The sequence below is a fragment of the Nostoc sp. PCC 9305 genome, from assembly GCF_963920915.1.
In the GTDB taxonomy this organism is placed as follows: Bacteria; Cyanobacteriota; Cyanobacteriia; order Cyanobacteriales; family Nostocaceae; genus Nostoc.
The window spans coordinates 1-19607 of the sequence record NZ_CAWUDN010000127.1; the positions used below are offsets into that span (position 1 = coordinate 1).

Annotated in this window: 18 protein-coding genes and 2 pseudogenes; 10 read left to right on the plus strand and 10 right to left on the minus strand. The window is 42.0% G+C overall.

Features of this window, described 5'->3' with window-relative positions; translation table 11 throughout:
* Nucleotides 1–187, plus strand: a pseudogene (locus ACM0OX_RS31020) (hypothetical protein); the annotation flags it as partial.
* On the opposite strand, the gene ACM0OX_RS31025 reads toward ACM0OX_RS31020, so the two are convergent.
* The gene (locus ACM0OX_RS31025; RefSeq protein ID WP_414518836.1) at nt 184–525 is read right to left on the minus strand and encodes a hypothetical protein; all 342 of its coding nucleotides are present in this window, start codon (nt 523–525) and stop codon (nt 184–186) included. The pseudogene ACM0OX_RS31020 and the gene ACM0OX_RS31025 overlap by 4 nt on opposite strands.
* Nucleotides 526–869: 344 nt before the next feature.
* Here ACM0OX_RS31025 and ACM0OX_RS31030 point away from each other — a divergent pair, with 344 nt between their 5' ends.
* The 4 genes from ACM0OX_RS31030 (at nt 870) to ACM0OX_RS31045 (ending at nt 4736) form a co-directional block, all read left to right on the plus strand.
* The gene (locus ACM0OX_RS31030) at nt 870–1196 is read left to right on the plus strand and encodes a DUF6825 family protein (protein WP_335050311.1); all 327 of its coding nucleotides are present in this window, start codon (nt 870–872) and stop codon (nt 1194–1196) included.
* Nucleotides 1197–1391: 195 nt separating this feature from the next.
* Nucleotides 1392–3077 (plus strand): ABC1 kinase family protein, encoded by a 1686-nt coding sequence (locus tag ACM0OX_RS31035; RefSeq protein WP_414518837.1) that lies wholly within the window; start codon nt 1392–1394, stop codon nt 3075–3077.
* Between the two features lie 16 nt (nt 3078–3093).
* Entirely contained in the window at nt 3094–3831 is a 738-nt protein-coding gene (locus ACM0OX_RS31040) for a Stp1/IreP family PP2C-type Ser/Thr phosphatase (RefSeq protein WP_414518838.1), read from the plus strand.
* A 707-nt stretch (nt 3832–4538) separates the two neighbouring features.
* Nucleotides 4539–4736: an NblA/ycf18 family protein gene (locus ACM0OX_RS31045; RefSeq protein WP_094348015.1), complete on the plus strand. Its 198-nt coding sequence runs from the start codon at nt 4539–4541 to the stop codon at nt 4734–4736.
* Between the two features lie 458 nt (nt 4737–5194).
* On the opposite strand, the gene ACM0OX_RS31050 is transcribed toward ACM0OX_RS31045, so the two are convergent.
* The 4 genes from ACM0OX_RS31050 to ACM0OX_RS31065 all read right to left on the minus strand — a co-directional run bounded on the left by ACM0OX_RS31050 (nt 5195) and on the right by ACM0OX_RS31065 (nt 10198).
* Nucleotides 5195–6748, minus strand: a complete 1554-nt coding sequence (locus ACM0OX_RS31050; protein WP_414518839.1) for a serine/threonine-protein kinase — start codon at nt 6746–6748, stop codon at nt 5195–5197.
* Between the two features lie 375 nt (nt 6749–7123).
* Nucleotides 7124–8137: a glycosyltransferase family 2 protein gene (locus ACM0OX_RS31055; protein WP_414518840.1), complete on the minus strand. Its 1014-nt coding sequence runs from the start codon at nt 8135–8137 to the stop codon at nt 7124–7126.
* Nucleotides 8138–8361: 224 nt separating this feature from the next.
* Complete coding sequence (locus ACM0OX_RS31060) at nt 8362–8808, minus strand: hypothetical protein (protein WP_094348018.1); 447 nt, start codon at nt 8806–8808, stop codon at nt 8362–8364.
* A gap of 127 nt (nt 8809–8935) precedes the next feature.
* Entirely contained in the window at nt 8936–10198 is a 1263-nt protein-coding gene (locus tag ACM0OX_RS31065; RefSeq protein WP_414518846.1) for an anhydro-N-acetylmuramic acid kinase, read from the minus strand.
* A gap of 495 nt (nt 10199–10693) precedes the next feature.
* On the opposite strand from ACM0OX_RS31065, the gene ACM0OX_RS31070 reads away from it, so the two are divergent.
* Both ACM0OX_RS31070 and ACM0OX_RS31075 read left to right on the plus strand, forming a co-directional pair.
* Nucleotides 10694–11455 (plus strand): PEP-CTERM sorting domain-containing protein, encoded by a 762-nt coding sequence (locus ACM0OX_RS31070; RefSeq protein ID WP_414518841.1) that lies wholly within the window; start codon nt 10694–10696, stop codon nt 11453–11455.
* Between the two features lie 646 nt (nt 11456–12101).
* Nucleotides 12102–13304, plus strand: coding sequence for an argininosuccinate synthase (locus ACM0OX_RS31075; protein ID WP_414518842.1), 1203 nt, complete (start codon nt 12102–12104; stop codon nt 13302–13304).
* A 115-nt stretch (nt 13305–13419) separates the two neighbouring features.
* Here ACM0OX_RS31075 and ACM0OX_RS31080 read toward each other — a convergent pair whose 3' ends face one another.
* Nucleotides 13420–14049, minus strand: coding sequence for a DedA family protein (locus ACM0OX_RS31080; RefSeq protein WP_414518843.1), 630 nt, complete (start codon nt 14047–14049; stop codon nt 13420–13422).
* 485 nt (nt 14050–14534) lie between these two features.
* Here ACM0OX_RS31080 and ACM0OX_RS31085 point away from each other — a divergent pair, with 485 nt between their 5' ends.
* Nucleotides 14535–14888, plus strand: coding sequence for an STAS domain-containing protein (locus tag ACM0OX_RS31085; protein WP_414518844.1), 354 nt, complete (start codon nt 14535–14537; stop codon nt 14886–14888).
* 479 nt (nt 14889–15367) lie between these two features.
* On the opposite strand, the gene ACM0OX_RS31090 is transcribed toward ACM0OX_RS31085, so the two are convergent.
* Together ACM0OX_RS31090 and rpsF are read right to left on the minus strand one after the other, a co-directional pair.
* Nucleotides 15368–15928 carry an Npun_F5560 family protein gene (locus ACM0OX_RS31090; RefSeq protein ID WP_414518845.1) on the minus strand — a complete coding sequence of 187 codons (561 nt, stop codon included), beginning with the start codon at nt 15926–15928 and terminating at the stop codon, nt 15368–15370.
* A 240-nt stretch (nt 15929–16168) separates the two neighbouring features.
* A complete protein-coding gene (gene rpsF, locus ACM0OX_RS31095) occupies nt 16169–16537 on the minus strand; it encodes a 30S ribosomal protein S6 (RefSeq protein ID WP_335187103.1) in 369 nt (122 codons plus the stop codon).
* Nucleotides 16538–16914: 377 nt separating this feature from the next.
* Between rpsF and ACM0OX_RS31100 the strand changes: the two genes are divergently transcribed.
* Nucleotides 16915–17688 carry a fumarylacetoacetate hydrolase family protein gene (locus tag ACM0OX_RS31100; RefSeq protein ID WP_334844214.1) on the plus strand — a complete coding sequence of 258 codons (774 nt, stop codon included), beginning with the start codon at nt 16915–16917 and terminating at the stop codon, nt 17686–17688.
* A gap of 3 nt (nt 17689–17691) precedes the next feature.
* Here the strand turns inward: ACM0OX_RS31100 and ACM0OX_RS31105 are convergent, their stop codons facing one another.
* Together ACM0OX_RS31105 and ACM0OX_RS31110 are read right to left on the minus strand one after the other, a co-directional pair.
* Nucleotides 17692–18168 carry a Tic20 family protein gene (locus tag ACM0OX_RS31105; RefSeq protein WP_094348027.1) on the minus strand — a complete coding sequence of 159 codons (477 nt, stop codon included), beginning with the start codon at nt 18166–18168 and terminating at the stop codon, nt 17692–17694.
* A gap of 82 nt (nt 18169–18250) precedes the next feature.
* The gene (locus tag ACM0OX_RS31110; protein ID WP_094348028.1) at nt 18251–18448 is read right to left on the minus strand and encodes a hypothetical protein; all 198 of its coding nucleotides are present in this window, start codon (nt 18446–18448) and stop codon (nt 18251–18253) included.
* A gap of 590 nt (nt 18449–19038) precedes the next feature.
* Between ACM0OX_RS31110 and ACM0OX_RS31115 the strand changes: the two are divergent.
* Nucleotides 19039–19607, plus strand: a pseudogene (locus tag ACM0OX_RS31115) (hypothetical protein); the annotation flags it as partial.

A 19607-nucleotide genomic window follows, 5' to 3' on the forward strand; every position in this document is an offset into this window, starting at 1 on the left:
TTGCGTGGCGGGGTGTAGCCCCGCCCGCTATTTGTGCCAGTTGCGTAAGTCCTGTGCTATTGAGTCTACTGTTAAACAGATTGACCGTCGAACCAAAATTTCTGGCGCACAATGGAAATCTGATAACGTTCCTCAAGTCTTAGCTCATCGTTGTGCTTATCTCAATGGATTAATCTTTGCTCGCTAAATAAAAACTGGGATGCTCCCTGCAAAGCTGTGAGTTTCTGCTAAAGATCGGGCATTGATATATTCTTGAACTAGACAAAAGCCATCAGGTCGCTCAAAAGAACTCAGATAGTGGGGAATACCAGGATAATTAAGTTTCTGTAAAAATTGAATTTCTTTTTCGCAAGCTCTGAACCCAGACCAACTAGAACCAGCTTGAGCAAAGCAGAACTGCTTTATTACCACCTCTTCCCCTGTATCAACTTTTGATGCTAGCCAAGTAATCCTTCCTCCTTCCCGATTACGTCCTAATTCTCGCAAAACTTGATAGCCGTGTTCGCTGAAATCTGGATAGCTCATAGTTCAAGGGCAACAAGTAAAATATGCCAAATTGGCTGTGTATTACGCAAATACACTTAAATTAGCAGGGGTGATTCAATTAATCAACCTTTTTAGGTGGAAGACATTGCCTCTGCGTTCTCTGCGCCTCTGCGGTTAATAAAGATTTTTAACCACAGAGGCGCAGAGGGCACAGAGAAGAAAAAAGCATAGATGCTTTGCGGCTACCAGAGCAATATTATCGAGAGTTGCTGGAATGCGATCGATAAAGCGATCGCCTCATGTAAATTTCTAGCTCAACAATAGAAGCCGCAAAGCATACAGGCAAGTTATAATTCTCTTGCGGTGCAACGTAACAAAAATTTATGAGTAATCCCCTTGTGCAAGCCTTTTTCGTAGGCAGAGCGGTAGCAGAAGTAGTTAATGAGCGTTTAGAAGTCGCCTTGACCGATGCTTTGAGCGATCTGGGCAAATTTGATGCAGAAGCTAGAGAGCAGCTGCGCCAGTTTACAGAAGAAGTTCTAGAGCGGGCAAATCGGGCAGCAGAATCAGCTAATGTTGGTCAAGCTACTGCAAGTACTGGGCAAGCCAGTTCTGATTCCGGTGACTTGCAAGCAGATATTGACGAATTAAGAGCAGAAATTGCCCTGTTACGAACAGAATTGCAACATTATCGCCGAACTTCTGCATAATTTTAGTCACTTGTCATTAGTCAAAAATTATGCACGAATAGCATAGATGCGCCAGCGGCTACTCTACGAGTTCTCTGAAGGAGTACCCGCAGGGTAAGACAAATGACAAAGGACATTTAAGAAAAAAACAGTTTAGGAATCAGAGTGTCTTTTCTTCCAAGTGATTCGGTCGCAAACCAACGGTAAACAAAGTATATGGAACAAGGTTATTCAGAGAAGGCATACCGTTGGAATCGGGAAAAATACTCTAGCAGAAGGCGTTTTGTGGACATTTGGTCTTTTGTCTTGACCTTATTGTTCAAACTTTGGCTATACAACAAATCTTGGAGTTATCCGGGTGGTGTGACTGACGCAAAGCAAACTACAAGACGCAAAACCCAAGCGGTCTGGATTCGCAATACTCTACTAGATTTAGGGCCAACCTTCATCAAAGTTGGGCAACTGTTTTCTACCCGTGCTGATATATTCCCTGGTGAATATGTAGAAGAACTAGCCAAATTACAAGACAAAGTACCGGCATTTAGCTATGAGCAAGTAGAAGCGATCGTTGAGAAAGAACTAGGCAAGAAAATTCCTGAACTCTTCCATAATTTTGAACCTATTCCCTTAGCTGCTGCTAGCTTGGGGCAAGTACACAAAGCTGTACTACATACTGGAGAATCAGTTGTTGTCAAGGTGCAACGTCCTGGACTAAAGAAGTTATTTGAAATAGATTTACAGATTCTCAAAGGAATTACCCGCTACTTTCAAAACCATCCCCAATGGGGACGGGGACGAGATTGGTTGGGTATTTACGAAGAATGTTGTCGCATTCTTTGGGAAGAAATTGATTATCTTAACGAAGGTCGTAACGCCGATACTTTTCGCCGTAACTTTCGCGGCTATGATTGGGTAAATGTCCCAAGAGTATACTGGCGTTACGCCACTTCCAGAGTGCTGACTTTGGAATATCTCCCTGGAATTAAAATTAGCCAATACGAAGCTTTAGAAGCAGCGGGTTTGGATCGAAAAGCGATCGCTCGTCAAGGCGCTCAAGCCTACTTACTACAATTACTCAATAACGGCTTTTTCCACGCCGATCCTCACCCAGGCAATATTGCCGTTAGTGCAAATGGTGCTTTGATATTCTACGATTTCGGCATGATGGGGCAGATTAAGTCCAACATCCGCGAAGGATTGATGCAAACACTATTTGGTATTGCCCAAAAAGATGGCGATCGCGTTGTGCAATCTCTGATCGATTTAGGCGCGATCGCCCCAACTGATGATATGGGCCCAGTACGGCGTTCCGTCCAGTACATGCTGGATCATTTCATGGATAAGCCCTTTGAAAATCAATCAGTCGCGGCAATCAGTGACGACCTTTACGAAATAGCTTATAATCAGCCATTTAGATTTCCAGCAACTTTCACTTTCGTGATGCGAGCCTTTTCTACCCTAGAAGGGGTAGGCAAAGGCTTAGATCCAGAGTTTAACTTTATGGAAGTTGCCAAACCGTATGCAATGCAACTTATGACCGATATGAATGGTTCAGAGGGGAATAGCTTTCTTAACGAATTAAGTCGCCAAGCAGCTCAGGTAAGTAGTACCGCCTTTGGTCTACCACGTAGATTAGAGGATACACTAGAGAAGCTAGAGCAGGGAGATATGCGTTTGCGCGTTCGGTCTATAGAAACCGAACGCCTGCTGCGGCGACAGAGCAGTATTCAGCTCTCAATAAGCTATGCTCTGTTAATCAGCGGTTTCACGCTTTCAGCTACTATTTTAGTGGTTAAGGATTATGTATGGTTAGCACTGCTGCCTGGTTTAATCGCAGCGGCGCTTTCAGCGATCATGATCCGATTACTTTTACGCCTCGACCGTTACGATCGCACGTATTAATTGTTGCAAAAAAATTATGAAACTTAATTTCACGGGTTTTAGCGATCCGGGACTTATTCGTTCTAATAATCAGGATGCTTACTATATAGACCCAGAAGGGCGATTTTTCGTTGTTGCCGATGGTATGGGTGGTCATGCCGGAGGTGAGGAGGCAAGTCGAATTGCCACTGGAGAAATTCAGGCGTATTTGGTAGCAAATTGGGAAACTTCTAAGTCTTCTCAAGAGTTGCTAGAGCAATCTTTGTGGAGTGCTAATGAAGCGATTTTGCAGGATCAGCAAAATCATCCCGAACGCGCCGATATGGGGACAACAGTTGTAGCAGTGATTTTCCGCTCTCCAGAGTCGCCTTGGTGCGCTCATGTTGGCGATTCGCGGCTGTATCGCTTCCGAGAGTCGCACTTAGAACAGGTAACAGAAGACCACACTTGGGTAGCACGAGCAATCAAAATTGGTGACATCACCTTAGATGAAGCACGATTACATCCTTTTCGCCATGTATTATCGCGCTGTTTGGGGCGCGAAGACCTACATCAAATTGATGTGCAACCACTAGATGTAAAAGTTGGCGATCGCTTGCTGTTATGTAGTGATGGTCTTACAGAAGAACTTGTCGAGCAGAAGATTGCTAACTGCCTCAAAGATAGTCCTTGGATTGATAAAGCAGCCATCTCTCTTGTTGAGGCTGCCAAAGAGCATGGAGGACACGATAACATCACAGTTGTCATCGTCTCGCTTGAAGAAAATAGTCATTAATCATTTGTCGATGCTTAGTAACTTTAAACAAATAACTAAGGACATAGACGCGCCAGCGGCTACTCTACGAGTTCTCCGAAGGAGTACCCACAGGGTAGGACAAAGGAAAAATCTGGTAAATATACTCAGTAATTTGTTCAGCGTGAGCATTTTTCCTTTTTACAATTTGATACAAATATTTTTAGCCTCTAAAATCACCTAAAGAGGCTAAATTTGTATAAATTGGTAAATTGACATCTTGCACGTAATAAGGTAAAGCGACTATAATTCACGCTTATTACCATTAATTCCCCAACCTCCTTAAAATTTCCGTCCTCCGAAGCTTCTTCCACGCTTGGGGAGACAACATCTTAGGCTTTTTAAACACAAAGACTAAGACGGGTTCTGCATAGAGCACCAAATATTTTCTTTAAAGGAGATTCGTGCAAAGCAGGAAGGAATGAGGGAGGTAGTTATACCTATCTAAGATCAAATAGAGCTTATTTTCCGGAATATGGTTCAGCTGACTTGGGTGGTATATCAGTAGGATTAGGTGCAAGATATCAAAGCAGAAAAAGTCCACACTTTGGATGTGGGCAATCTGTCAAACAATTGTTATCTTTCGTAATACGGAGGAACAAATGTTGGATAGATACAAGTCCAAACATTATCCCATTTGGACTTCTGTGATCGATATCACCTTTACGCGTTGTTTTTTCGGAGTAATTATGAATCAACCAATGAAACTATCCTTGGAACAGCAATTCAGCATCTGCTCATTTTCCACTCAGGTGCAGAATATGAGCCACGAGCAAGCTAAAGACTTTTTAGTAAAGCTCTATGAGCAAATGGTCGTGCGCGAGGCAACTTATCAAGAGCTTCTGAAGCATCAGTGGGGCTTAGATTCAGGTTCCACTATGGCATAGAGTCGTTCTAATGTCGCAGTGGGCGACCTCCTTCTCTTGCTTGGTTCCAAGGAGGAAAAGAGCTGGGGATGTCGGGGCGTCAACTTCGATAAGTAATTCCACAAGATGATGCAAAAGTTAAATTCACGAAATTAACCAAGAATCAGTAAACATTGTCTACGGCATATCTGCTGGAGTCTAGACTAACTTTAGCATTGCAGACGAAATCCCTTGTTTGCTTTAGCCAAACTTCTTGTTGTTTCGTCTAGCGGGGGAATCACACCTGCACAAATTGACAATCCACAGGAATCTTTGCCCAGGAAGATTTAGAGATAATTCCGATACCACTGCTTTAGCAGCTAGTGATTTAACTCTTTATACATATAACTAGAAGTTACATCTTTATATATCTTTTGTTTATAAAACGTTACATTCTGGGAGCGACCACCTATAAAATACGTAACATAAAGAAATTATGCCTAGCTGGAAAGATCGTATGGAGAATCTGTATCTATACTTTCCAGTTTTGTTATGATTTGAGGCTTAATCTTTTCGTACTCGTTTTTGAGTAAACTTTTACTAATTTGCGGGTCGGCAGAGGACATCAACGTATTGCTCATTGCGACCCACTCTTGCAGTCGTTGCCGCTGGGCAGAAGCGACGCTGGAAAGTAAGATGTGGGTACAGCTATTTGGTGCTTCTCGTGCAAAGAATAAGAGGCGGTAGTAACCTGTTTGCTGTAGTAACCGAGCCATTTCTTGACCAAGGCTGGTTTTGAGATCGAGGTAATAAGGCAACCATTTAGCGCCATGCTTGCGATTGTAGATGACAGTAATCCATAGCAGCATGGGATGAGGGATAGAGATGAACAGAAATTGGTTATAGCGTGTACAGAGTAAGCGTTTTTGAATTTCCTCTTGCGGTAGCATCACCCACAAAGCTGGTAAAACCTCTCCATTGGTCTGAATGGGCTGGGGAAACACAATATCGGCAATTGGTTTATTTTTGGGCCAGGAAATGGCACGAGCGATTTCATCGTTTGACCAGGATACTCGCAAATCGGCTTTGGTCTTTTGTTCAAGCTCAGTGCTAGCGATAGTAGTAGGAACGAGAGAATGGCTGGCTTGCTGAATTTTGCGTGTATGCTCAGGCTTTTCTAAGGATGCTAAAACTCTGAGGATTTCAGTAATACTTTGGGGGCGATCGCCTGCTCTTTTAGCTAGACAACTCATCACCAAATTTTCAATTTCTTTTGGTAGTTCTAATCCAGGCGCAGCCTCAGCAAAAGAACGTGGTTTTTGATAGTGATGTGTTTTATACCACGCACCAAAAGAGTGAGTTGGTGCCACCAGTGGCATTTTGCCTGTGAGCATCTCAAACATCATGACGCCCAAACTATAAATATCAGCACGGTTATCTAATTCCTTACCCTCCATCTGTTCGGGAGAAGAATAAGCCAATGTCCCCAAATAAAATTTTGTATGGTCGCCATCTGACTGTAATAACTTAGCAATACCAAAATCTAGAACTTTGACCAATTCTCCAAAACTGGGATCTTGAATCACCAGCATATTGCTTGGCTTAACATCGCGATGGATAATTGGGCAAATAGTGCCATCAACCGGGATGCCATCATGGGCGCACTGTAACCCCAGGCTGAGTTGACGCGCCATACTGAGGAATCTTGGTAAAGGTAATCGTTGCTTGCGAATAATATTGTTCAGGCTTTGTCCTTGTAAGTATTCCATGACGTAGAACGGCGTGTTATTGTCATCTACGCCATAGTCCATAACTCGGACAATATGGATACTTTTTTGCCCTAATAAAGCACAGGTTTTTGCTTCTCGCTCAAAGCGGTCTTGCAATCGCATCTTTTCATTTTGGATTGATAGAGCCAGAAACTTAACCGCAACAGGTACACCTCCCAACAATGTATCTTTAGCACGATAAACCCGACCCATTGCTCCAGTACCAATTAACTCTTGGAGTTGGTAGCGTTTGCTGAGTAAGCGACCAATGTTGGGGTCTGACATAGAAAATTCGACTCCAAAAGCAGGTTGTAAATGTTTGGGAGAACAAGTGCATTCAAAAATTGTGGTGTAGCTTTAGTTTGCCCAATTTTGACTAATGCGCTATCACTCTTGGCATCTCCTCTTCTCTACAAGACGTTGCTTTGTGTTGGGAGAAGACCGCACTAGTTTAGCTACACGAAACCTCATTTGCCTTTGTACGGTTAACAAACCTTTAAATTCGCATTAGTCCAAGGAGGTAGGCTTTGTTTGTGTAATAGAGAATTATATTCGCCCAATACTTTTAAAACATTTTCTGATTACCTAAAAATCTTTTTAACCTTCAAGCTAGTTCTTACTATGTAAGTATGTATTATTTATTGATAAAACTGTAATATCCTAAGTGGTAGTTTTTCGTTTTCTCTGTTGGTTAGGATATATATCAAAACTTGATTTATTATTCATCACATAGTATTGAATTCGACGTTCGATAATATTATTAAGTCGGGACATAAAATCATAAAAGAAACCCGGATATTTCCTAATTTCTGTGAATGCTGTTAACCATTTTCCTTGTTTTATAGGTTCTACAACTTGAAGATAAGCTAGATTTTTCTTATAGACTGAGAGATTATAAGATAGAGCACGCATTAGAGCAGGATTTTTTTTCACAATGTCTTGTTGCATAAAATAGGTAGCAGCTTTGCAAGATTGATTGAGACGTGGTGATTGGCTTTGATATACAAGAGAACCAGGGCGTGAACGGTAGAAATAATAGGGTTTTGGTTCAATAAAAAACCTAGCTCCTTTAATTAAGCATTTCATATCAAGCCAAAAATCTTGACCCATCCTAATTTCATCATCGTACTCAATGCCGTGTTTAACCAGGAATTCTCGTTTGAATAGAGGCTTGCTTAGACCAAGATGCAATCCTGGTTCACCGAAGACATCAGTTTCTACAAAATAAACGATATCAATTTGGAAGATTTTATCTATACGTTCTCCACTTTCTTGAATCAATGTACTCCAAGGAGATGTTGTACCGTCTTTGATAAAATAAACATCATCAGCAATCATGTCTGCATTTGTTTTATTGGCCAGAGATACAAGCTTTTCCAATCTTTCGGGAGCATACCAATCATCTGAATCAAGTACAGCAATCCATTCTCCTTGGGCTGCTCTGAAGGCGCGATTACGTGCAGCAGCCGCTCCAAGATTTTGCTGATTAACTATCACTTTGAGACGTTGATCGGTGAAACTTTTAGCGACTTCTACAGTTTTATCACTTGAGCCATCATCGACTATGATAACTTCAATGTCAGTGAGTGTTTGCTCTAAGGCTGACTCTATTGCCTTCCCAATATAAGTTTCAGTATTGTAAGCAGGGATAATAACGGAGACTTTAGGATTCACGAAACTGAACTCCTGACTACATGGTTAGGTAAAATACTAAAATCCTGACCATAATTTGATCATTTCTTTTTTACTATACAACTCAGTCGGTCAGTGAGAATAAACGATGAGTGGTTAAAATTGGGCAGCAGATATTAGGCATTGGTAAACCAGTGCGTTGCCAGAGTTTTTGAACGGCGGTTTTTGGCTTAGAAGAACAGCAAAGCGCTGAGGCAGCACTGCTTTTAAGCTGACTGACGCTCTAGGCTAGCTTCCATTGTGTTAGTTAAAAAATGACCAGCCAAGATACCACTACTGAGGTAATATGTATCTTGCGAAATCCGGTGTAGGGTTTCAAAGCCACTACGACGCTGACGATCGCCTAGTACCCAGTAACGCTGCACGATAGTATCCAGACCAATCCAGCCTTCGCCTTCAACTTGCCCCAAAATATTATGTTGTAGTAAAAAAGTATACTGACGCTCTCCATCATGCAACCGTCCTTTATATTGCAGAGAGATTTCAGAGCGATCGCTACCTGGAAAAATCAGTTTTGTGGCCATAGTAAACCAGTTATCTCGATTCCAAGCGACCAAGGTCATACCCTTGACGCTGATTGGCATACCATTACGTTCCAGCCAATTTCCTTCCATTGCCCAGCGTCCTGGTTCCAATAAAAAAGTATGAGCCACCTTTTATTCCCTGTCTTGCTCGAGTGCCGCCAAGACTATAGTTATAGCAGTGCTAAGTTACGAGTGCTGAGTTGCAAGTGAAGAATGAAGAAATTTTTTATCTTGTTTATTGTTCCTGACTCAGCATTCAGGATTGAACTTGGTGAATTTCTCCCAAAAGTACTTCTTGAGGTGCACCTGTGGCAGTAGGTAGGTTGCCAGGAATACCCAAATGTCGCCAGTAGGCTAAAACCGCGAAGGCGATCGCTTCTTTAAAATCTGCACTCAAGCCGACTTCATCTGTTGTCGAGACTGGTATTGATCCCAACAACAACTGTAACCTTTGTTTCAAATAAAGATTGCGACTACCACCACCACATAATAGTACTTGTTGTGGCATTTCTGGCAAAAAAGTGCGGTAACTATGAAAAATTGAAGCAGTTGTAAGTTCTGTGAGAGTTGCCAGTACATCAGCAGGATTGAGTTGGTATGCTTGAGCATCTTTTAAACACTGATGCAAGTAAGTCACACCAAATAATTCCCGTCCAGTGGATTTTGGTGGCGGCAGATGAAAGTAGTCTTGGTTGAGCCATTGTTCTACTAATTGATGGCAAGGAGTACCACTTGCTGCCCAATTGCCATCTTCATCATAAGTCTTAGCACCACCGCTTAAATGCTCCACCGCTAGATCCAACAGACTATTTCCCGGGCCAGTATCCCAACCACGAATTTTTGAGAGCCAGTCTCCATGCCGAGGCGGAATATAGGCAACATTGCCAATACCACCAATGTTTTGAATACAACGCCCCTCCTGGGGATGACTGAGTAAATAAGCATCGACTCTGGGAACAAGAGGTGCACCATGACCACCAATAGCAATATCAGCAACGCGGAAGTTGCTCACAGTCGGAATGTTCGTAAGATGAGCAATTAATGCACCTCGCCCTAGTTGAAGACTGTAACCCAAGGGACTGCCCAGTGCTGTTAACGGATAGCTAGGGTTTAGCCCGTGGGTAGCGATCGTTTCTCTCCCCCTACTCCCCTGCTCCCCTGTTCCCCCTGCTCCCTCTTTGGGTGGTCGATGATAAACTGTTTGACCGTGGGAGCCAATGAGAGTGGCTGGCTGATGACCAATTTGAATATTTTGGGCGGCTTGGGCAAAGACTTGAGCGATCGCATCATCTATTTCCGCTAATTCTGCCATTGAGATGGCAACGCCTGCACCAACTGCTAATATTCTTTCTCTGAGTTCGGCTGGATAAGGATATGTTGCCCCGGCTAGCAACTCAACTTTGAGATCCAATTCTGTGCCGGAAATCTCTACAAACGCAGCGTCTATGCCATCTACGGATGTGCCACTAATTAAACCAATAACGCGAGTAGGGACAACAGCTTTTTCAGGTGGATGCATCGATCGAGATTCTTTTGTTGGTTGCAAGAGCTTAGTTTAATTCATGTTACTAACTATGTCAAAACACTCAAGTTGCATAGTTGACTACAAAAGAAAAAGTAAATAGAGCGAGGGAAGAATCTCAAAACCAATAGCAATGACCACGAATCTATTTCTATTTATCAGCAAACAAAGAATTTCAAATAGTTTTGTTTATTATCTTGATTGATCCTTAATCAGGACAACATCTGAAGATACAAACTCTTGATATATACTAGCTAACTTCACAACTTTTTTATCTTCAGATAAAGAACAGATATCCTATCCACTTTTCCGGCAAGTGAAACTACTCATTTATATTCAAAAACAGGGCAAATTATTGGCTAAATTTAGGAATTTTTCAATAAATACAAATCCAGTAGTTTCATCCTATTGTTTCTTCTAGAAGACACTACATAATGAATCCAAGTCGCACAACGAACTTTTCAACAATTAAAAATACAGAATTTCAAAATTATGTCACTTACAAAAATTGCTTGTATCGCTGCTCTATCTTTATCTGCAATCTCCTCATTCATCTATGCAGGTTCTGCCCAGGCTATTTCCTTCCAAATAACCACTGGCATTGCAGGCCCTAATGGAGAAACTGACCAAGGTGCTTTTTCTGAGTTTACTCAACTTCCTGGTACGACAACTGTTAACTTCAATGATGGTCAAGCACCAACCACTGGTTTTGCTAAATACTCATTTGAGAATAACAGTGGAAGCAGCAGTGTGAGGTCAGATGTATGGGCACCTGCTGGGGCAAATGGTGAGGTCAATAATGGGAAGTATTTGGCAGTTTTCAACGGCGATAATGTCACAATTAACCTTGCAAGTTCCCTCAATTATTTCGGTATTGACTGGGGAGCTATTAGTTCTGGTAACGTTTTTTCCTTCTACAATGGTGATAATCTAATCAAATCATTTACAACTGAGGATGTGAACCCAGTTGCTCCAATTCGTGCATCACAGCATGGCGGTGAAGGCAATGGCTACCTTCACTTCTACTCAGATAGTAGCAACGATATTTTCAACAAGATTGTCATTACCCAAACAGGTGGTGGTGGATTTGAAAGCGACAACCATTCTTTCCATCTAGGAACTGACAAATTTACAGGTTTTGACCCTCAGTCTGTTCCTGAGCCTAGTATTACATTAGGTATGCTGGCTGTAGGTGGTATGTTTCTACGCAAGCGCAAGAACGAAAAGTTGCAAAGTGTAAGACAATCTCATTAAATATATCAATGTTAGCTAAGTATGATTTTCTCTACACTCTAGCCTTAGTCTGTACAAGCATTTAAAAACTTAGTTAATATTAAATACCAATCAGGGTGAGCTTACTTAGGTAAACTCGCCCTAATCCTTTTGCCATTGATAATCCAATGCGGTTCAGCTAAGGGCTATTGGTGTATGTAAATAATTAGTCTTTCAAGAAGCGATTTATCGCGTCTCTACATGAGGGTTTTGATCTTCTCTGAACTGTATTAATTTATAATCGTACCTTCTTCTACAGTCAATGTTACGCGTAGCAAGCTGTAGAAAAATTTTCTTTAACTAGACTTTTTGCATGAATCAAAAGCCCTCACCCTAAATTCCTCTCCCAAGCTTGGGAGAGGGACTTTGAAATTAGCTCCACCGATCTCAATTTTGGGAAAAGCGGTTGGGGGATGTAGCAAGATCCCACAGGGTGGGCAAATTTTACATTTTTGCAAGAGGTATACTCAATACTGCTTAGAGCTTAACCGAACTGGATTAAGAGTAAACTGTAATTCTGACTCTTAACTCCTAAATCTTCCTACAGGTTGTTGCATGAATAAAATATACATGGATTAGTTTAGATATAATAATGACTCATTCTTTGTTGTCCTAACTGGAGAAATTAATGGGTCGCGCCAAAAAGGTTGTCCTGGCATATTCTGGCGGAGTGGATACCTCAGTTTGCATCCCCTACCTCAAGCAGGAGTGGGGTGTGGAAGAGGTGATTACCCTAGCAGCAGATTTAGGTCAGGGAGATGAATTAGAGCCAATCAGAGAAAAAGCTCTGAAATCGGGTGCAAGTGAATCCCTAGTGGCGGATGTCAAAGACAGCTTCGTTAAAGATTACGCCTTTGGAGCGATTCAAGCCAACGCCCTTTATGAAAATCGTTATCCTCTAGGAACCGCTCTTGCTCGTCCACTGATTGCCAAGGTATTAGTAGAAACAGCCGAAAAATATGGTGCTGATGCGATCGCTCACGGTTGCACTGGCAAAGGCAACGATCAGGTTCGCTTTGATGTCTCTGTCACCGCCTTAAACCCCAACCTGAAGATCCTCGCACCAGCCAGAGAATGGGGCATGAGTCGTGAGGAAACGATCGCTTATGGTGAGAAGTTTGGTATCCCCTCACCAGTCAAAAAATCTTCTCCTTATAGTATTGATAAGAATTTGCTCGGTCGTAGTATTGAAGCTGGTTTACTCGAAGATCCCTCATTTGAGCCACCAGAAGAAATTTATGAGATGACCAAAGCGATCGCTCACACTCCCAACGAGCCAGAGTACATCGAAATTGGTTTCCACGGTGGTATTCCTATAACTCTCAACGGTATAGCCAAAAAGCCAGTTGAGCTAATTGAAGACCTCAATCAGGTGGTAGGAAATCATGGTATCGGACGGATTGATATGATTGAAAACCGTCTGGTGGGGATCAAATCGCGGGAAATCTACGAATCACCCGCAATGTTGGTGCTAATTCAGGCACATAGGGATTTAGAAAGCTTGACCTTGACGGCAGATGTTACCCATTACAAGCGTGGGATTGAAGAAACTTACAGCCAAATAGTTTACAACGGTTTGTGGTACAGTCCACTCAAAGTTGCACTCGATGCCTTTATTCAAAAGACACAAGAGCGAGTTTCTGGAACTGTACGAGTGAAGTTGTTCAAGGGCAACTCTACGATAGTTGGGCGTTCGAGTGATAATTCCCTCTACACTCCCGATTTGGCAACCTACGGGGCCGAAGATAAATTTGACCACAAAGCCGCTGAAGGGTTTATCTACGTTTGGGGACTACCGACTCGCATTTGGTCAAAGCAGATTAGGGGTTAAGAGTTAGAAGTTAAGAGTTAGGAGTTAGGAGTTAAAAAAGCAAAATACAAAAGTAAAAGTTAAAAAAATTCACTTTTTACTTTACTCCTCACTCCTCACTTAGTTTATCCTTGACTTACTCTTCTGCTGCACCTTTAACCTGGCGAGATTCCAGCCACAGGGGCACAATAATTAAGGCAGCGAGGATTAGTAACGCTGCGATCGCAAATTGACCCACCCAAGCAACCAATTGTTCTAAAGAGACAATTTTGCCTGCAAAAAAAGCTAATGTCACCATCAAACTAGCCCAAGCAACTGCTCCTAAGAAGTTGTATAAAAAGAATTTTCCAAAGGGCATTTCAGCTATACCAGCTAGTGGTGCAGCAAAAACTCGTAACAATGCCAAAAAACGTCCAAAAAACACCCCTTTAGCAGCATTTTGACTAAATTGCTCTTTAATACTCAGCAGCCGCACTTCAGAAATCCGAAATATGCTGCCAACTTTTACCAGAAAAGCCCAACCGCTAACTCTACCAATCCAATAGCCACAAGTGCCACCAATGACAGCACCCATGATTGCGTCACCGAGAACCAGCCAGAAATTTAGTTCATCGCTGCCAGCTAAAAACCCGCCCACTAGGGTCACGGTTTCACCAGGAAGGGGAATGCCTAAATTTTCTAGCAAAATTCCGAAAAAAATTGCCCAATACCCGTAATTATGAGCAACTTCCTGGATATTTTCTAGTGAAATCAGCTCTAAAGACATTCCGCACCGCCGTCTTTACAAATTTTTACTTTTACTATATCTTTGCTTGTTTTTGGGTGGGGTGTCAATCAAACTAATACATAGAGTCATTAAGTCATTAGTTTAATACTGAATAATCCATATATTTTAGTCTATGGTAACTGTTAGCTTTTTACTATTAACTATACAACTTTTGGGATCATTACCACATGTTCATAATTTATTAAAAAAAGATTAAAAATTTTATAGAAAATTTATAAATATCCGTTTAAATTGTGAAAATCTTGTAAAAGATACGGTTGATACCGAAATTGTTAGGCGCTTATGCCTATATTGATGAAAGTTATCACAAATTATACGACATGAATACTGAAATAATCTCTCTCAATTGTAGGACTGCAATTGCCCAAATATCTGGGTAAAAGAGTCATTCACCGTTGAAAGAGAAGAAGTATTGATGTCTTTTTCAATTTTTTGTCAAGTGTTCCAATTACCCTGTTAAATTCATGGCTTTCACACAAGAACTTCAAGTGATTTTGTTTAAACCCCAAGGAAGCATAGATTTGGAAGGCGGTAAGGCTTTGAGCGAACAGATGGCTGGAGTAGTCCCTCAAGCTTATCAACTCTGGGTTATCGACCTAGCAGAAGTTAACTTCATGGACAGCTCTGGGTTAGTTCCTTTAGTAAAAGGCTTAAAAGCTGCACGTCAGAGTGGTTGCCGCTTGGTTCTATGCAATGTACAAGCTCCTGTACGGTTGATTTTGGAACTTACCCAACTCGATACAGTGTTTGAAATTTTTCACACTTACCAAGATATTTTTACCACCGTCAAAGATAAGAGTCTGGTGCTAGCAGACTAACTAATAAATCTACCTATAGAAGGATGGCGGAGTCAAGCAATATTTGCATTTTTTCACATTCTCTTAAGATAACAGTCTGGTGCTAGCAGGCTGATCTTCTTTCTTGTCTAGAAAAGAATGTTGAGGGAAACTCATAGCTTTCAGCTAGGCAGTATAAATTACAGATGAATCTGCTTATTGGAAGTCATCTACCTAAAGCAGTAAAGTTCAGAAATGACTAAAATTGGTCAAAGCAAATGCAACTGTTTGTGATACTCCCCAGCCTTTTAAAGACAGGGTTTTTCAAATTACTCTAAGCTAATTGTTTTATATACTGCGTAACTAGTGAAAGGAAGCAGGAGGTAAGCAAGGTTAGAATATGAGCTTTGACGTTATTTCTAACTCTATAGTTATTTTTGCCTCGATCTACTACTTGGATGCCTCCAAGATGCTTTGATGCACCAATTTCTTACCTCTTAGATTCCACCATAATGGTAATTTTAGGCATTTTGGGGAGTCGAAATATTAGTTTGTTCGGATGCTGGGCGGGGAAAATTTGGTAAATCAATACCGCTGTGACTAGCATTGCGAGTTTTGAGTGCTAAACGGTAACTCACACTTTGCAGTTCTGCTTGCAGTTGGCGGTTTTCCCGTTGTAGCATTGCTACCTTTTCTCTCACTGGCATCATCCGCTCCTCAAACTTCCGACGGTAAATTTGAGGTAACTCTTGTACTACTTGCTCTAACATCCGAGTGCGATCGGTAAGTTCTTGAACTGACTGTCGCAATTGGTAAATTTCGGAGTCACGAGTTGTAATTTGCTCTTGGTAGAACGCCACCTGCTGTTCCACAGCTTGGAGTTGTTCTTGTAAAGCGTGTAACTGGCTCAGATCGCGCTCGAATTCCGGCTGCTGAGGCATAAAACTAGTGTTACCCTTTACCAACCGGAAGAGTTCTTGAGATAGTTGTTGCACTAATTGATCGCGAAGTTGCAACTCCTGGCGTAGCTGCGACACTTCTGTCGAGAGAACTTCAATATTAGGTGTATCAGATTGGCTCACAGTAGCTTAAAGCTCCCATTCAGAATCTTGTCCACTCTTAGGTATAACTGCGGGAGTACTACCTTTGGCAAGTATTTGTTAATTTAGCATTCCCAAACAAGTCACGAAAAAAGAAAAAGACAAAATTTTATTGAATGGGGATTGGGAATTGGGGATGGTGGGGCCCCCTCTGGGGATAAGGGGTAATGGGGATTAATTATTTCTCCCTCATCTCCCTCATTTCCCTCATCTCCCCATTTCCTAAACTGTTGCAGTTGCAGGTGCAGGTGCAGCTACTTTAGTGGGCTTTTCTTTTTCCTCTTTAGGAGGTTTCTCTTCTTCAATGTCCTGCTTAATTGTTAAATAGCGAATCACTTCTTCACTCAAACGCATGGCGCGTTCAAAGGGGGCGATCGCAGTTGCAGGCGCACTGTAGTTTAATTGGATGTAGATGCCATCCCGGTGTTTTTTGATTTCGTAAGCCAGACGGCGCTTACCACGATTTTGAATTTGGATCTCCTCAGCGCCTTGATCGCGAAGCAAATTCTGATATTTTGTAACCGCTTGCTCTACCTGTTCCTCTCCGAGGTCAGGACGGAGGATGTACATTGTTTCGTAATTTGTAGTCATATTTTTCAGTTTCCTCATGGACAAAAGTGGCTGCTGATATTAATTTATACCTGATTTTTATTTAAAATTCCAGTATTAATCAACATCTGAAGCAACAAGGAACTATAATCTTACCAGTTTTCAATTTGAATCATTAGCCAAATCGCCGAAGTTTGGATTTTTTGGATGTCCCTAATGAAAACTAGGTTGGGAGGCAACCCCGATATTTCTTTCACAAGATCGAGCTATCAGCTTCGCTAAGGGGTATCTTTCTTTAAAGGCATCTTAGTAGCGATCGCTTTTTTGCTCAAGCCTCAATCGGTTGGCTAAACAGCTAACTGACGATTGCTACCTGCTCACAGCTTCTAATCGTAGAAAAAAGGATATTCATCAAGGTTATGGCGCAGCGCTACGTGCGAATTCAAAATCCAGAAGGACAGATTTACTATGGGTTACTACAGTTATCCCTGAATGTGCAGGTGCTAGATGCTCCACCCTGGTTACATGGACAACCCACTGATTTAACTTTGACACCAGAAAATTACCAAATTCTAGCTCCCTGCGCTCCCTCAAAAATTGTGGCGGTGGGTAAGAATTATGCAGATCATGCAGCCGAAATGGGAACTCCAGTACCTTCTGAGCCATTAATCTTTCTTAAGCCACCTACGTCGATCATTCCATCTGAGAGGGAAATTAAGTATCCCCCCCAGTCACATAGAGTTGACTACGAAGGAGAGTTAGCTTTAGTGATTGGCGATTATGCCTTTGAATGTACGCCAGAGGTGGCCCAAACCAAAATTTGGGGCTACACCATTGCCAATGACGTAACAGCGCGGGATTTACAAAAACAGGATGGTCAATGGACGCGAGCTAAAGGTTTTGATACTTTCTGTCCTTTGGGGCCTTGGATTGTTCGGGAATTAAATCCAGGAGCGAGATTGCAGACTTTTGTAAATGACGATGCTAATCCAGTCCAATCTACCTGTATCGATCGGATGGTATTTTCCCCCGATGTTTTAGTTTCCTATATCAGTCAGGTGATGACGCTACTCCCTGGTGATTTAGTGCTTACAGGTACGCCGGAGGGTGTAAGTGCTTTGCATCCAGGCGATCGCGTCCGCGTAGAAATTGAAGGTATCGGTCGCCTGGAAAACACCGTAGCGTCCCGTTAATTTCTAACGCACTTGCATATACACTGCATCGGAAATCGCTGGAATTTCTGCATAACGTCCACTTACAGACTGGATGACTGAATACGCGACTGCTCCCACTATGCCAATAAAAATGGTTGTGGATAGAGTTTGGATGGCAAAACCACCAGAGGGAACTAGTCCTACAACATCAGTTAGGATGCTAAACAAAAAGATAATAATGTCCAAAAGGATTGCTTGCATGGTGTTGAAACGAATAAAGTGACTAATTTTTTCGTTTCTTACTACCAGCAAAAATAAAGCAAAGAAAATAATCATTCCTGCATAACGCACGCCGTAGTAAATTCTCAACAATGGCAGAAGCGGCAGAAACAGTAGTTGTAATGGTGGAAACTCTGAGAGCAAATATCTACCAAATACAAAAACCTCAATTAGAGGAAGCAAATAAGGCAAGGAAGCAAAAATCCGATCTGAAACTGTTGTAGACCCGCGCCAAGACATTATGCGTTCTCCTGTGGTTAAATTTTTAATAGTTACTTGAGCTTAGGATAACGCAGTTGCTAGGTCTTGCAGAGAAATTCAACTATTCTATATGGGCGATGCGAAAGCCCATCATGCACTCATACTGGTCTGGCTGCTGTTGAGTAAGTTTGCGAATGGCTTGACCACAACGCAGTTGACCCCCACGCCAACGGGGTTGACCGCTCCCGTCAGCGAGTAAACAAGACTGGCAAACTTGCTCAGGGGCAAGGATTTGCTCGTCCATTAAAATGACTAGCATCGAATCCCTCCTGTAAATCTTCATTGTCAACCCACATTTCACTCAGGGTAAACACGCTTTGTCGCCCTTTAAAGAGCAGTTTCAGGTAGGTTGGATGCGTTTTGCATGGTTAAGTGTTGTGATTTGCGCCTAACTTGGGCGATCGCAGAGAACACTTAAGAGCCACATCCTACCTCTTTGTAGCAAAAATGTGGGCAATTACAATTCAATAACAATTCTCAAGTGAATTTAAATTTATTGTACGTTGTGTCTATTGCAAAGTGGAAATCTTAAGTAAAAAATAATACAAAATTTTTTGCACTAAGTTGAGCAAAGACAACTAACGGTATCCATTGCATCCCTGTTAATTTAGCACTAGGATGTGTCAAACTTAATATTCAGAAAACAACAAAAGCTTTACGCACAAGCAACACGGCGACTTATTGAAATTCCCTTGAGGTGAGTAGTTAAAGGGTGAGAAGTCAAGTAAGTAAAATTGAGTTAACTTGATAGCCATTTAAGTGAGGCATTTCTAAAATACTGAGGTAAACTTGCAAGCAAGTTAATACACAATATTACTCAGCGGCTCGTCGGTCTGGGCATCACTTACAATGGAACACTGGCAATTTCTGATACAGAAACAAGGCGCTCGCTCGTGGCATATCCTAGAATCGCCAAATTTGGAAATTTTGGAAGGACAGTATAGAGTTTTGGCTCGTTCTAACCTTCTTAATACAGACGTGGAAGTGCGGGTAACTCACTCTTCAACTGAGGAAGTTCAACCAACGCGGCGAATTTTCAAGCGATCGCGTCGCACTAATTCAGAAGGCATAATGGCGGTAATTCCTTTTACCTACTTCCAACCGGGAGTTTGGGAGTTGCGTTGTTCCGGCGATTTGATGTCGGATCTGCTCGGTAAATCTTGGCAATACAGCGTGCAAGTGCAAGTCTTCTCGCTGTTAGCAGAGAGAGAACCGAGGAAAAATTTAGGATCGAGTTCACCCGACGATCGCCTAGATACTGTTTCTGAAAACTTGGAATCTAATGCCCCAGCAGAAACTGCAATTACGTTATTTACGTTTGAGAAAGCGATCGCAGTTTCTGAAGAACTGGCAATTACTACAAATGGCAACCTCACTGTTGCACCAGATGAAGAGAACTTGGAATCTAATGCCCCACC

Excerpts from the sequence above, each read along its gene's own strand:
- ACM0OX_RS31025 (WP_414518836.1), bottom strand. The coding sequence starts at position 525 with ATGAGCTATCCAGATTTCAGCGAACACGGCTATCAAGTTTTGCGAGAA.
- ACM0OX_RS31030 (WP_335050311.1), top strand. The coding sequence starts at position 870 with ATGAGTAATCCCCTTGTGCAAGCCTTTTTCGTAGGCAGAGCGGTAGCA.
- ACM0OX_RS31035 (WP_414518837.1), top strand. The coding sequence starts at position 1,392 with ATGGAACAAGGTTATTCAGAGAAGGCATACCGTTGGAATCGGGAAAAA.
- ACM0OX_RS31040 (WP_414518838.1), top strand. The coding sequence starts at position 3,094 with ATGAAACTTAATTTCACGGGTTTTAGCGATCCGGGACTTATTCGTTCT.
- ACM0OX_RS31045 (WP_094348015.1), top strand. The coding sequence starts at position 4,539 with ATGAATCAACCAATGAAACTATCCTTGGAACAGCAATTCAGCATCTGC.
- ACM0OX_RS31050 (WP_414518839.1), bottom strand. The coding sequence starts at position 6,748 with ATGTCAGACCCCAACATTGGTCGCTTACTCAGCAAACGCTACCAACTC.
- ACM0OX_RS31065 (WP_414518846.1), bottom strand. The coding sequence starts at position 10,198 with ATGCATCCACCTGAAAAAGCTGTTGTCCCTACTCGCGTTATTGGTTTA.
- ACM0OX_RS31070 (WP_414518841.1), top strand. The coding sequence starts at position 10,694 with ATGTCACTTACAAAAATTGCTTGTATCGCTGCTCTATCTTTATCTGCA.
- ACM0OX_RS31075 (WP_414518842.1), top strand. The coding sequence starts at position 12,102 with ATGGGTCGCGCCAAAAAGGTTGTCCTGGCATATTCTGGCGGAGTGGAT.
- ACM0OX_RS31080 (WP_414518843.1), bottom strand. The coding sequence starts at position 14,049 with ATGTCTTTAGAGCTGATTTCACTAGAAAATATCCAGGAAGTTGCTCAT.
- ACM0OX_RS31085 (WP_414518844.1), top strand. The coding sequence starts at position 14,535 with ATGGCTTTCACACAAGAACTTCAAGTGATTTTGTTTAAACCCCAAGGA.
- rpsF (WP_335187103.1), bottom strand. The coding sequence starts at position 16,537 with ATGACTACAAATTACGAAACAATGTACATCCTCCGTCCTGACCTCGGA.
- ACM0OX_RS31100 (WP_334844214.1), top strand. The coding sequence starts at position 16,915 with ATGGCGCAGCGCTACGTGCGAATTCAAAATCCAGAAGGACAGATTTAC.
- ACM0OX_RS31105 (WP_094348027.1), bottom strand. The coding sequence starts at position 18,168 with ATGTCTTGGCGCGGGTCTACAACAGTTTCAGATCGGATTTTTGCTTCC.
- ACM0OX_RS31110 (WP_094348028.1), bottom strand. The coding sequence starts at position 18,448 with ATGCTAGTCATTTTAATGGACGAGCAAATCCTTGCCCCTGAGCAAGTT.